This is a genomic window from Pseudomonas palmensis, from assembly GCF_017848315.1.
Lineage (GTDB): Bacteria > Pseudomonadota > Gammaproteobacteria > Pseudomonadales > Pseudomonadaceae > Aquipseudomonas > Aquipseudomonas palmensis.
Genome location: NZ_JAFKEC010000069.1, coordinates 14,884 through 27,634, shown reverse-complemented (window position 1 = coordinate 27,634; position 12,751 = coordinate 14,884). Strand labels below are relative to the sequence as shown.

The following is a 12,751-nucleotide window of genomic DNA, read 5'->3' as shown; positions in this document are numbered from 1 at the left end:
GGTCGTAGTTGGGGGTGTCGGCGCTGAAGGGGATCGGGGCAAACAGCATCCAGCCACCCTGGCCCTCGATCAGCTGGCGCACGTACTGGCTGCGGTAGTCGGGCTGGAACGGCAACTGGCCGCCGAACTGCTGTTCGGTGTAGCGCTTGAAGGCGGGGAAGTACAGGCTGCCCTGGTAGCCCAGCAGCAGCGGCTTGTCGTTGGCCACCAGCTCCGCCCCCAGGCTGAGCAGCAACAGCAGCCCGAACGCCCACAGCGAGAACCAGCCGCGGCGATTGCGCCGAAAATTCGCCAGCCGGCGCCTGGACAACGGCGACAGGCGCCGCATCAGTGCTGCCTCGTGGCAAAGTCGATACGCGGGTCGACCAGGGTGTAGCACAGGTCGCCCAGCAGGCGGATCAACAGGCCGAACAGGGTGAAGATGAACAGCGAACCGAACACCACCGGGTAATCCCGCGACACGGCCGCCTCGTAGCTCATGCGGCCCAGGCCGTCGAGCGAGAAGATCACTTCGATCAGCAGCGAGCCTGCGAAGAACACCGTGATCAGCGCCTGGGGAATGCCCGCCACCACCAGCAGCATCGCGTTGCGAAACACATGCCCGTACAGCACCCGACGCTCGCTCAGGCCCTTGGCCCGCGCGGTGACCACGTACTGGCGGGTGATCTCGTTGAGGAAGGCGTTCTTGGTCAGCAGGGTGAGGGTGGCGAAACCGCCGATCACCAGCGAGCCCACCGGCAGCACCAGGTGCCAGAAATAGTCGGCCAGCTTGCCGGCCAGGCTCAGCTCGGCAAAGTTCTCCGACACCAGCCCGCGCACCGGAAACCAGTTGAGCGAGGTCCCACCGGCAAACAGCACGATCAGCAACAGTCCGAACAGAAACGCTGGCAGCGCGTAGCCGATCACGATCAGCGCACTGCTCCAGGCATCGAAAGCGCTGCCGTGGCGGATGGCCTTGCGGATGCCCAGCGGGATCGACACCAGGTAGGTGATCAGGGTGGCCCATAGGCCCAGTGAGAGGGTGACCGGCAACTTGTCCAGGATCAGATCGGTGACCTTGGCACCGCGAAAGAAGCTGCTGCCGAAATCCAGCTGGGCGTAGCGAGTGAGCATCAGCCACAGCCGCTCGTGGGCCGGCTTGTCGAAGCCGTACTGGCGTCTGATGGTCTCCAGCAGTTTGGGGTCCAGCCCGCGGCTGGCCCGCGAGTCGCTGTGCAGCGTGTCGCTGCCGGCCCCCGGCGCACCGCCGCCGATACCCTGCAGGCGCGCCACGGCCTGTTCTACCGGGCCGCCCGGTGCCGCCTGGATGATCACGAAGTTCACCAGCAGAATGATCAGCAGGGTGGGCAGTATCAGCAGCAGCCGGCGCAGGATGTACGCAGTCATGGCGCAGCCTCCAGGCGCTCGGCCATCTGCGCCGTGGTCAGCGGGGTGGGGCTGACCTCCCACCAGGTGTCCAGCGCCGGGTCATTGCTGGCTTGCACCCTGGGGATGCCGAAGCGGTTCCACCACACCGTGGAGGCGCCGGGCGGGTAGTAATTGGGGATCCAGTAGTAGTTCCATTGCAGCACCCGGTCCAGCGCATGGGCATGGCGCAGCATGTCGGCCGGGCTCGCGGCCTTGACCAGGCCGTCGATCAGGCTGTCCACCGCCGGGTCCTGCAGGGCCATGTAGTTGTTCGAGCCAGGGTCGGTAGCCGCCGCCGAGCCGAAGTAGCTGTAAAGCTCCGGCCCGGGCGAGGGCGACACCGGGTAGCCAGTGACGATCATGTCGTAGTCACGGGCCATCAGCCGGTTGACGTACTGGGCCGCGTCGATGCGGCGTATGTCCAGGGTGATGCCGATCTGCGCCAGGTTGCGTTTCCACGGCAGCAGCAGGCGCTCCAGGCCCGACTGGCCATTGAGGAAGGTAAAGCTCAGCGGTTCGCCCCGGGCATTGATCAGCTGATCGCCCTGCGGGCGCCAGCCGGCCTGCTGCAGCAGAGCGAGGGCTTGCAGCTGCTTGTCACGGATCAGCCCCGAGCCGTCGGTGCGCGGCGCCTCGAACACCCGGTCGAATACCTCGGCCGGCACCTGGGCACGCAGGGGTTCGAGCAGGGCGAGCTCTGCGCGGTCGGGCAGGGCGCGGGCGGCCAGCGCACTGTTGGCGAAAAAGCTCTGCTGGCGGATGTACAGGTTGCGCATCATCTGCCGGTTGCTCCATTCGAAATCCCACAGCAGGCCCAGCGCCTGGCGCACGCGCCGGTCCTGGAACATCGGGCGCTGCAGGTTGAACACATAGCCCTGGGCGTTCTGCGGCGCCCCTCGGGCCAGGTGCGCACGTTGCAGGCGCCCGTCGTCCAGGGCCGGGCCGTTGTAGCCGATCGAATACCCGGTGGCGGAGAACTCGCGGTTGTAATCGTAACCGCCACCGCGCAGCACCTGGCGCGCCACGTCGGTGTCGCCGAAATACTCGATCTTCAGCTGGTCGAAGTTGTAGCGCCCACGATTGACCGGCAGGTCCCGTGCCCACCAGTCGCGGTTGCGCTCGAAGGTGATGCTGCGCCCGTTGTCGACCCGTGCGATGCGGTACGGGCCGCTACCCACCAGCGCCTGGAAGCCGCCGCCGTTGGTGAATGCATCCTGGTCGAGCGCGTGCTCGGGCAATACCGGCAGCGACGCCAGGTCCAGGGCCAGGGTACGGTTCTGATTGTTCTTGAAGTCGAAGCGTACCTGCAGGGGCGTCTCGACCACCACAGCAGCCACGTCGGCAAACTGCGTGCGGTACTTGAGGTTGCCTTCACGCAGCAGCAGTTGGTAGGTGAAGCGCACATCCTCGGCACGCACTGGGCGGCCATCGGCAAAACGCGCACGCGGGTCGATGTAGAAGCGCAGCCACAGCCCATCGGCGCTGCGCTCGAGCTTTTGCGCGATCAGGCCGTACACGGTATAGGGCTCGTCCAGTGACCGAATGGCCAGCGGTGCATACAGCCAGCCGTCCACCTCGCTGACCCCGGTGCCCTTGTCGATGTAGGGCAGCACATGGTCGAAACCGCCGATTTCCAGCGCCGAGCGACGCAGGCTTCCACCTTTCGGGGCTTGCGGGTTGACGTAGTCGAAATGGCTGAACGAGGCGCGGTAGCGGGGGGCTTCACCATAGACGGTGAGGGCGTGGCTGGGGGCGGCGATCAGGGTTTGCCAGGGAGGCAGCAGAAACAGCAGCGGGGCAAGGGCGAACAGCACAATGCGGGTCAAGCCCGCTCTCACAGGAGCGGGCCGACCCTCGACACGGCCGGCAGATGCGGCCAAGGCCGATCAGTCCTGGCGGCTGGTCACTTCCAGCAGGTGATAGCCGAACTGGGTCTTCACCGGGCCTTGAACAGTGTTCACCGGTGCGCTGAACACCACGGTGTCGAACTCCTTGACCATCTGGCCGGGGCCGAACGAGCCCAGGTCACCGCCCTGGCGGCTGGAGGGGCAGGTGGAGTTGGCCTTGGCGATTTCGGCGAAGTCGGCGCCGGCTTCGATCTGTGCCTTGAGTTCGTTGCACTTGTCTTCGCTGGCGACAAGGATGTGACGGGCGGTGGCTTTTGCCATGGAGAATGCTCCTGGTGAGTAAAGGTGCAGCCTAGCGCAATCGGCGCGCGATTTCCTCCCCCTGTGCGCACGTGCCTTGGCCGGGCACCTGGTATTTGTGTCAGTTGTGCGCCTCGTACATTTTGCCTTTGAATCATTTCCAGCCCATTCCCCCGTTCATACCTTTCGGGCTTCCTGGATTGGAGAAAACTTCATGACGAACAACTTGATTGTCCCCGGGACCCAATCGGGCTTGCAAACGATGATCGACCTGTTCAATGCCATAGTGGGAGGGCCGCCGGCATTCGGAGGATTTGCAGCCGGCACCCTGGCCCTGCGACGCATCTACATTCCAGGTTACATCACCCCGGTATACACCGAAGGCGCCCAGGTTGGCGTGAACAAGGGGATGGTCAATTCGGTGCGCGGAATGCAGGTATTCGTGCAGCCGTATCCGAACATGCTGGCGGGGGATCTGATCGAGGTGTTCTATGGCACCAGCAACATCGCGGCGGTGAAGGTCAGTGTCCGCGAGGAACAGCTCGGCCAGAACATCGAAACCTACATCCCGGCCAAAAAGGTGCTGGAGGGCGTGCACGACCTCTACTACGTGATCACGCGTGCAGGCTCCACCAACAAGGAGTCTTCGCTGGTGCTCAAGGTACTGGCACGCCTCAAGTACCCCGGCGGAAACGACCCTGAACCCGATCGCGCCGGGCACTACAAGTTGCTGCCACCGTTTCTGACCAGCCCTCCAATCGGTGGCGTGGTGGGTGAAGAAGACATCAAGGACTTCCTTGATGGCGAGCTGTATGGCGTGGAAGTCACCGTACCGGCGTACCCGAACATGCGCGAGTACGACACCATTCGCCTGAGTTGGGGCGGCTCGATCGTCGAGTACATCGTGCAACCTGACGAGGTGGGCAACGACCTCGTCATCGAGGTGGATGCCGAGCTCATCTACGAGGCCGGCGACAGCGAAAAGCTGGTGCTTGTGTACTGGATCTGGGACGAAGTGTTCAATCCCGCAAGCGACTGGTCATTGCGCGGTTACATCGAGGTATCGATCGACCCCAACAAACTGTTGCCGCCCATCATCGTCAACCCAGACTCGCAAGCCGTGGAGGGCGACCCGATCGATGTGGCGCTGGTGGCGCAAGATGGCCTGGAAGTACAAGTGGCGGCGCTGTCGGTGTTCGGCTTCAAGGCAAGGGATGAGATTACCCTGTACTGGGTAGGCACCACGGCGCAAGGCCAGATCATTGCCCTGAAGTACTCGCAAACGTTGAGCAGCCCCCGGATATTGGTATTCAAGATTCCCTATGCCCACGTGCAGATGCTGGCGCGGGGTTTTGGCAGAACCTGGTTCACCAGAAAGCCTGATAAAAGTAACGTAGTACAGACCTCCCGGCGTGTGGGCGCAAACTTTATCGGCGCTGCCGTCAAGCTGCCAAGCCCGCAAGTGACCGAAGCGGTCGACGGCGTGCTGGAGGCCACACTGGCAACGGCGACCGTGGTGGTACCGGCAGCGGCCCAGCTGGAGAAGGACGACTTCATCGAGATCACCTGGCGAGGCACCGGTTCCGATGGCAGCACGTTGCTCTACAAGGACGCCAAAACGGTCACCAGCGCCAGCGCAGGAAAAGACATCTCGTTTGCCGTGAACGGGCCGCAGAACATTCAGCCGCTCAGCGGCGGTTCGCTCGAAGTCAGCTACACCGTAAGCCGGCAGGGCCTGGGGCGCCCTCTGGAATCACAGGCTCTCACGCTGCAAGTGGGCGTGGCGCAGTTGGAACTGCCGGCACCCAGTTGCCCGCAGGCACAAGACGGTGAACTGGATCCTGATGTCCCCGCCAGCGTCGATGTGATCATCGAGCCGTACACCGGAATGAAACTCAACCAGACCATCAGGGTGGTGTGGTCCGACGCGGGCGGTACCTTCTTCGACGATCTGATGACGGTGACCCAGAACAATCTTGACAAGAAAGTGATGTTCACCTTCGAGCACGCCGAGTGGAGCAACTACCTGACAGTGGCAGCCGATGTGTACTACCAGGTCTACGAAGCCGGCCAGCCGACTCGCGTGTCTGCCATGCTTTCGTTGCGTCGCAAAGAGCGCCAGTTACTGCTGCCCGACCCGGTGGTGGAGGGCGCGGTCAATGGCACGCTGCGCCCTGTGGGCGATGCAGTGGTCACGATCCCAGCCGAGGCCCAGCTCAAACATGGCGATGAAGTGGAACTGTTCTGGGATGGCGATGCCCCGCAAGGCTCGACGAGCGTCACCAGGCCAATTCTGGCAGATCAAAACGATAAACTTCAGATGCCCCCTATCGAAGCAAGGTACGTGCTGGCCAACATCGATGCCAATGTACGGGTCAAGTACGTGGTGTACCGCTTCGATGGCCGCGAGCAGACTTCCGGCACCGTCACGCTGCGGGTACAGCGTGCGGCGTTGCCGCTGCCGATATTCGTGCAGGCGACCGCCAACAACCAGCTGAACCCGGACGATGTGCGCAATGGTGCAACGTATCGGATCGACACCGTGGCCAGATTGCTGCGCGGTGACAGGGTGACCGTACTGGTGCAGAGCGAGCTGCCGGCAGGCAACTTCAACCGCACGATCGTGGTCACGGCGGGCGACGAGGGCAAGGCCCTCGACGTGTCGGTACCCTATGCCACGATCAACGCCAGCAATCGCACCACGATCAAGCTCGAGTACACGCTGCAGCGTAGCAGCGGCGGCCCGGAGGAACGTTCGCCGTCCAACAGCTATTTCGTCAACCGTGTGATAGGCAGCGGCAACCTGCGTATTTTCGGCGCCCGCTACGGCGCGAGCACCTACCGCGCCTCCAGTACCTCGCGAATTCTGAGCGCATTCAATGCGCAAAGCCTGCAGCCGATCCTCGCCGAATGGCGTTACCTGGACGAGCCCACCTGGACCGCAGGCACTACCTGGATGGACAAGCAGCCCTGGAAGGCGCTGCGCGTGCGCACGCAAACCGATGAGGTGCAGCTCAACCCGGCCAACATCATCGGCAACGGAATCGACGCCGCGGTCAATGGCAGTGCAGCGTTTGTCGCCCTGCGCAACGAACGCTCAGGGGGGGATCGCGATATCGTCGGGTGGGGCAGTATTGCCTATGGGGCAGTTATTCCGCAGACATTGGTGGGCCGCGACGACATCGCTGAAGTCAGTTGCACGCGCAGCGCGTATGCCGCACGCACGACCGATGGCACTGTGGTGTGCTGGGGCCAGGCGGGCGAGGGCGGTACCATGCCTAAAGGTGAAACCGGAAATTTCGTCGAAGTGCGCAGCAATGCCAGGGCGTTTGTCGGACGCAAAGCCGACGGTCGCCTAATTGGCTGGGGTGTGGGGCCCGAGGGTGCGACCATTCCGCCGGGGATCCTCATCCTGACGGATTTCACCGCTGTCTACGGTGCCGGCAGCGCTTTTGCAGCGCAGCGTGCCGACGGTTCGCTGGTAGCCTGGGGCAGTGCTGCCAACGGCGGAAACTTGCCCAAGAATATCGCCGACCTCAAGGACATCTACTACGTCAAGGGCAACTTTGCCGCCTTTGCCGCACGGCGCACCAACAATAGTGTCGTTGCCTGGGGCAATGCCGGATATGGCGGCACGTTACCGGCTGCAATCGCCGATTACACCGATATCGTCACCCTGGAGGGGGCCACGGCCCAGGCATTCAGCGCCTTGCGTGCCACCGGCCAGGTGGTGGCCTGGGGGGCTGCCAGCCATGGCGGCTCGGTGCCGAAAAATATTGCAGATTTGACTGACATCGTGGAGGTCACCAGCACCTGGCATGCCTTCTGTGCCCGGCGCAGGAACGGTGCGGTGGTGGCCTGGGGCAACGCGAACAACGGCGGCAACATGCCACAGGCTGTGGCCGACCTGCGCAATGTCATTCAGGTCACCGGCAGCGCATGGGCGTTCGCCGCCCTGTGCAGCGACGGCACCGTGGCGGTCTGGGGGCGTTCTGAAGCCGGCGGCGATATCAGCCGGGTGTCCGACCAACTGAAGCATGTGCGTGCGGTGTACGCCAACTCCAACGGCTTCGCCGCATTGACGTCAGACGGGCGCGTGGTGACGTGGGGCCAACCGCAGGGCGGTGGCGACAGTTCGGTGGTGCAGGCGGCGCTGCGCAACAAGGTGACCACCGGCCACCGGGTAGATGTCAATGCCGAGGCCGACGGCGAATGGGCTGGCGCGCCACGCGCCTGAGGCTTTTGAGCGATATGACCCTGCAATCGGCGCTACCTGGCGCCGGTTGCCCACCTGCGGGAGTTTACGACATGACCGACTACACCGTGCCAAAGATGAACGATGTCAGCGAAGGGGCACTCGACCTCGGTACAGTGGGTGAATTCACCCGTGCAGAGGTACAAAGAAGTGCCAGCTGGTATCAGAAAGTGCTGAGGCTGTTTGTGCTTGACGAGCAGAACAAGGTGCTCTACGACGAGGTAAGGCCCACCCCGAACAACGACCGACTGGCGGTGTGGGAAAATATTGCGAAAAGCATATTGCTTGGCCGTGAGGGCCAACAACTGCGCGTGTATTACGAGGTCGACGGGGTGAAGTCGCAGGTACTGACATTCACCATCAAGGCGAACTTCGCTGCGCCTCTGACAGTCGACCTCAGCGGCCGCAACTACATCGTGTTCCGCACCGCCGCCGAGGTACCCAGCCCGCCGCCAGAAGTGCCTGACTATGCACAGTTCACCCGCACCACCGCACAGGCCGTCAACTACAAAAGCAGCAACACCGACGTTGCCCGTGTCGACAGCAGCGGCAAGGTCAGCCTGCTGGGCAATGCAGAGGATCCGCCGGTCACCATTACCGCACTGGACGCTGCCGGTGCCTCGATCGGCAGCTACACACTGACGGTCCGAGGGGTCAGGGGGTTGTACCTGTTGAGCTACGACCACGAGCTGCAGGCCCCAGGCGCCGCACTAGCCGCCGCCAGCTATGGCCTGGACGTGCCGACAGCCGACGACTTCAGTCGCTTCAGCGCTGTGTACGCAGCTGAAAAAGACGACCTCGCGGGCTATCTGAAGGCGCAGAACCTGGGCCTGCCGGACATGACGGAAAAAGGCTTTCTGGGTGCTACTGATACGAACGGCTCGCCCACCTACCTGGACCTGGCAACGCTGCAGGTAAGCAGTGCCAGCCCAAGCCAGAAAGGCTACGCGATAGGCATCAGCCAGCCCCACTGACTCCACGGCAGGAGCAACCGTTCATGGACGCAATCAGACGTACCTATGCGGCACTGGTGTTATGCGTTTGCGCGAGCATGTTCAATGCGCATGCAGACACTACCCAACCTTCGGACCCAACCCTTCTCCTGCCCGAAGTGGCAGCCTTGCAGGGCGCCGAGCTGGACCCTGAAAAGGTGCCGGCCACGGGGCTGAACATCACCGTCCAGGGGGTTGATAACAATAACGCGGTAGTACTGGCGTTCCAGACCACCTTGACGATCTACCTTGCCGATGCGCAAGGCCAGGCGATCACCACGATCAGTTGGCCGATCTCGGCGCGCAATGCCGGCAAACCCGTCACCTTGCCGATCGAAAAGCGCTATGTCGACGCCAATGTCGGCAAGACCCTGCAGGTCTACTACACCGCGCAGGCGCCGCGCTCGGCGCCGCGCAGATCGGGCGTGGTCACCCTGCTGATCAAGGAAGGCTTCACTGCTGCACAGGCACTCAACCTGGCCAGCCGACGCTATGTCGTGTTCTTCGACGAGCACAACCTGGCCAGGACGCCACCGACCATCCCCGACTATGCCCGCTACACCCGTGCACAGCCAGGGGCCACCGGCTATAGCGTGGACAACACGGGCATTGCCAGGGTCGATCCCGATGGACAGGTCTCGGTATGGGGCAATGGCGACATCACCGTCACTGCGCAGAACGCGGCAGGGGCCAGTTCCAGCTACGTGCTCAGTGTGCGCGGCGTGCGTGAGCTGCGCCTGCTCAGCTCGGCGTATCGATCCACCTGGGCACAGGCGCAGGCCAAGGCCCGCGACGAGGGCTACACCCTGCCGAGCAACGAGGATTTCGAGGCGCTGGCACGCCTCTACCCATCGCCGGCCAACAGCCTCGCCCAGGCACTGAACCTGGCTCCGTACCGGGTGTGGGGCATAGGGTTGGGCGCACAGACGGCCGTGTACCTGGACCTCTACGACAACCTGGTCAGTTCCGAAGTCACGACAGAGTATGAGCTGGGCTACCCGGCCGGCATTCGTTGAACAGCGGCGCGCCATGGGAGGCGACCTGTATGAACGTTGCGAGCAAACTGATTTGTGGCATCGCATTGTGCGTTTTGCTGGGCAGCGCCCATGCCGTCGGGAGCCCGCAGGTAGCGATGCAGTTGAATGCGCGCTACAGCAGCACACCGGCACAGTGCATAGGACGTGCGCCGGCGTTTGCCTGCAGCGGCGTGTTGCTGCGCGCAGTGCCAGCCAGCGATGTCGAAACGTTCTGGAAGAAAGACGATGCCGCGCAACTGATTTTTCTGCGCAAGGACCGCGCCCTCGACGGGCTGGCAGCACCTTCGGGGTTCGTGCTGTTCGACCGGCTGACGGCCGTGGGCCTGGGCAAGCCGTATCAGGCCGGCAGCAGTGCCGGTGGCGTGGTGGTCAGTACCTGGAATGCCCAGATGCCCGCGCAATTGCCCATCCAGGCCATCTTCTACGACGTCACCCGGGCCGGGGCCCTGGCGGCAGCCCAACGCAGCCAGCGCGCCTACTTCGACGCCACGGCCCAATGGTTGCCGGTGGTGCGCCTGCACCTGGGCGATGGCCTGGTGTTCGGTTTCAGCCAGCAGGATCAGCTGGACAATGGCTACAGGGTCGCCCAGCGCCTCAACCAGCGTTACGCCGACACCCGGCCTGCCTGTATCAGCGGACGCACCGGGTTCGATTGCAATGGGGTGCTGTTGCGCTCGACAGGCACGGGTAACTTCAAGGCCTGGAATCCGGGGCCCCGTGCGCTTAAGAACGGCGGCGTGTCCTTCAGCTACCTGCGCAGTGACATGGCCATCAAGGTGGTGGTGTGGCCGCAAGGCTATCTGATTCGCGAAACCGCCGCCCCTGTAGTACACACCTTGCCTGCCGCATGCCTGTACGTCGCCGACGGCGCCACGCACGATGCGGTGTCAACCAACACCTGCACCTTTCGTGGCTGGTGCGACGAAAAACAACCGCCCGTGAACAGCGTCGCCACCTGGTCCGCCTCCACTGCTGGCAATCGGTACAGAAGCTGTGCGTTCCGCGCCGACGCCACGGCCTTGCAACTGATGGTCGATATTCGCCAGAAAGTCCCGGGGCTAACCGGTTGGAATGAAATCATGGTCCCTACCTGGCCGCAGGACGTTGCAGCGCAATTGCCGATCGAAGCGTTCTTTTTCAGCGCCACTGCGTTTTACTTGGGGCAGGTGGGGGGTACCAACGGCCTGGCCGGGGGGCAGTCGTTCCAGCAGGACTACTTCAAGGAAACCAACCGCTGGCTGCCGCTGGTCAAACTGGACGTGCAGGCCGCCAATCGGCAGCCCTTCACCTATGACCCCGCTGTGCAGCAGCTCAAGTGAGGCGCGCGCACATGGGCATCTTGAGACTGTGCGGTGTGCTGGCGCTGTGCGCCTGCCTTGCGCCGGTGCACGCGCAGGAAGGCACCCACACGGCGCAGTGGCTCAATGCACGCTTCACCAGCACGCCCGAACAGTGCGTGGGCAGAAGTCCTGCCTTCGCCTGCAGCGGCGTACTGGTGCGCAGCGTACCGCAGAGTGCGAACGCAGATTTCTGGACGCTCAAGGACGTTGCCGGCAGCGACCTGCGCTTTGTCTTCCTGCGCAACGACCGTAGCATGGCGGGCCTGGCGCTCGGGTGCGGCTACCTGTTGTTCGATGGTCTGAGCGCAGCAGCGCTTGGCAAGGCTTTTCAGGCTGTGCAAGACCCGGTATCGCCCGGGGCGGTCCTGGTGTCTGGCTGGCAGGCACAGGCGCCGGCGCAGCTTGCCATCCAGGCACTGTTCCATGACAGCGCGCAGGCCGGGGGCCTGCGCTGCGCTCAGCGCAATCAGTTGGCCTATTACCAGGCCACCGGCCTCTGGCTGCCGATCCTGCGGATTGCGCCTGGCGATCCGCAGGCACAGGTGTTCGGCTTCGCTCAGCAAGAGCAGCTCTACAATGGCAGGCGCGTGGCCGAGCGCCTTGAGCGCCGCTATCGGGATGCCTTGAGCGGATGCCGCGACGGGCAGGCAGCCGCCTACTGTCGCGGGGTGCTGATCCGTGCAGTGAATGGCGCCTCCGGTTTTCACGCATGGAACCCCAGCAGCAACTCCGTGACACGCAACGGCGTGTCGTTCTCCTACATACGTGCCGATGTCGGCACGCAGCGCCTGGCCGGTACCGAAGGGCTCATCTACCGCGAGCTTGCAGCACCTGCACGCCAGACACTGGTAATGCGCTGTGCCTACCCGGCCAATGCCAGTAGCAGCGCCATCCCCAACAGCTGCCGGGCCAGCTGCGCCTCGCAGAACATCAACAGTGTCAGCGCCTGGCGCAGCCGCTATGGCGCCAGCCCCGTCAGCAGTTGCGCCTTTGACCCCAGTGCTGCGGCCTTCGAGTTGAACATCGAAGTGCGTGCCCATGGCGGCGCCTGGAACGAAATCATCATCGCGTCCTGGCCGCAGAACATCGGCCCGCAACTGGCACTCGAGGCTGCATTCCTTATCCGTGGCAGTGGCGGGCTGAGCGGTGCCCGGTACATCCAGCGCGATTACTACCAACAGGCCGGCAAGGTCATTCCTGTGCTACGGGTCGATCTGACGGCGACCAACGGCCAGGTGTTCACCTTCGACCCCCTGGACCAGAACCTGTGACAACGCAAGGCATAGGGCATGGAGGTAACCAGGGGGCTTCACTGCGACCGACAAGCGTGGCAGCACGGCGAGCTACGGAGTGAGGTGAGCAATCGTACCTGAAACCCTCTGCTGGCACTGCCTTCTCGGGGCGGGCGGGCGAGTACGAACCAGGCTATCCAAGCTGATATCCACTGATCGCAGCCACGCTGCCAAGGAGTCGACGATGAGGAACCTGATGCGTTCACTGTGCCTGGGCTGCACCTTGTGCCTTGTACAGAGTGCAGCGTATGCCCTTGGGGGTGCACAAACCGCCGCGCTGC

8 protein-coding genes and 1 pseudogene are annotated in these 12,751 nt (G+C 63.5%); 5 read left to right on the top strand and 4 right to left on the bottom strand.

Annotated elements, in window-relative coordinates; all coding sequences use genetic code 11:
* The 4 genes and pseudogenes from JZZ72_RS24645 to JZZ72_RS24630 form a co-directional block, all read right to left on the bottom strand.
* Window positions 1-328, bottom strand: a pseudogene (locus tag JZZ72_RS24645) (ABC transporter permease); the annotation flags it as partial.
* On the bottom strand, window positions 328-1,386 hold the full coding sequence (locus JZZ72_RS24640; protein ID WP_210015312.1) for a microcin C ABC transporter permease YejB: 1,059 nt from the start codon (window positions 1,384-1,386) through the stop codon (window positions 328-330). The gene JZZ72_RS24640 and the pseudogene JZZ72_RS24645, both read right to left, overlap by 1 nt.
* Window positions 1,383-3,224, bottom strand: coding sequence for an extracellular solute-binding protein (locus JZZ72_RS24635; RefSeq protein ID WP_229590259.1), 1,842 nt, complete (start codon window positions 3,222-3,224; stop codon window positions 1,383-1,385). Before JZZ72_RS24635 ends, JZZ72_RS24640 begins: the two co-directional genes overlap by 4 nt.
* Before the next feature lie 69 nt (window positions 3,225-3,293).
* Window positions 3,294-3,575: a peptidylprolyl isomerase gene (locus JZZ72_RS24630; RefSeq protein WP_043860171.1), complete on the bottom strand. Its 282-nt coding sequence runs from the start codon at window positions 3,573-3,575 to the stop codon at window positions 3,294-3,296.
* 106 nt (window positions 3,576-3,681) lie between these two features.
* Between JZZ72_RS24630 and JZZ72_RS24625 the strand changes: the two genes are divergently transcribed.
* From JZZ72_RS24625 to JZZ72_RS24605, 5 genes are all read left to right on the top strand, one after another.
* Complete coding sequence (locus JZZ72_RS24625) at window positions 3,682-7,791, top strand: hypothetical protein (RefSeq protein WP_210015311.1); 4,110 nt, start codon at window positions 3,682-3,684, stop codon at window positions 7,789-7,791.
* A complete protein-coding gene (locus JZZ72_RS24620) occupies window positions 7,767-8,783 on the top strand; it encodes a hypothetical protein (protein WP_210015310.1) in 1,017 nt (338 codons plus the stop codon). Before JZZ72_RS24625 ends, JZZ72_RS24620 begins: the two co-directional genes overlap by 25 nt.
* Before the next feature lie 23 nt (window positions 8,784-8,806).
* Window positions 8,807-9,817, top strand: coding sequence for a hypothetical protein (locus JZZ72_RS24615; protein ID WP_210015309.1), 1,011 nt, complete (start codon window positions 8,807-8,809; stop codon window positions 9,815-9,817).
* Between the two features lie 116 nt (window positions 9,818-9,933).
* The gene (locus JZZ72_RS24610) at window positions 9,934-11,157 is read left to right on the top strand and encodes a hypothetical protein (RefSeq protein ID WP_210015308.1); all 1,224 of its coding nucleotides are present in this window, start codon (window positions 9,934-9,936) and stop codon (window positions 11,155-11,157) included.
* An 11-nt stretch (window positions 11,158-11,168) separates the two neighbouring features.
* On the top strand, window positions 11,169-12,449 hold the full coding sequence (locus tag JZZ72_RS24605; protein ID WP_210015307.1) for a hypothetical protein: 1,281 nt from the start codon (window positions 11,169-11,171) through the stop codon (window positions 12,447-12,449).
* The last annotated feature ends 302 nt before the right edge of the window (window positions 12,450-12,751 follow it).

Bases quoted from the DNA above. Each gene is read 5' to 3' on its own strand.
- JZZ72_RS24605 (WP_210015307.1), top strand. From the start codon at position 11,169: ATGGGCATCTTGAGACTGTGCGGTGTGCTGGCGCTGTGCGCCTGCCTT.
- JZZ72_RS24640 (WP_210015312.1), bottom strand. From the start codon at position 1,386: ATGACTGCGTACATCCTGCGCCGGCTGCTGCTGATACTGCCCACCCTG.
- JZZ72_RS24610 (WP_210015308.1), top strand. From the start codon at position 9,934: ATGCAGTTGAATGCGCGCTACAGCAGCACACCGGCACAGTGCATAGGA.
- JZZ72_RS24620 (WP_210015310.1), top strand. From the start codon at position 7,767: ATGGGCTGGCGCGCCACGCGCCTGAGGCTTTTGAGCGATATGACCCTG.
- JZZ72_RS24630 (WP_043860171.1), bottom strand. From the start codon at position 3,575: ATGGCAAAAGCCACCGCCCGTCACATCCTTGTCGCCAGCGAAGACAAG.
- JZZ72_RS24615 (WP_210015309.1), top strand. From the start codon at position 8,807: ATGGACGCAATCAGACGTACCTATGCGGCACTGGTGTTATGCGTTTGC.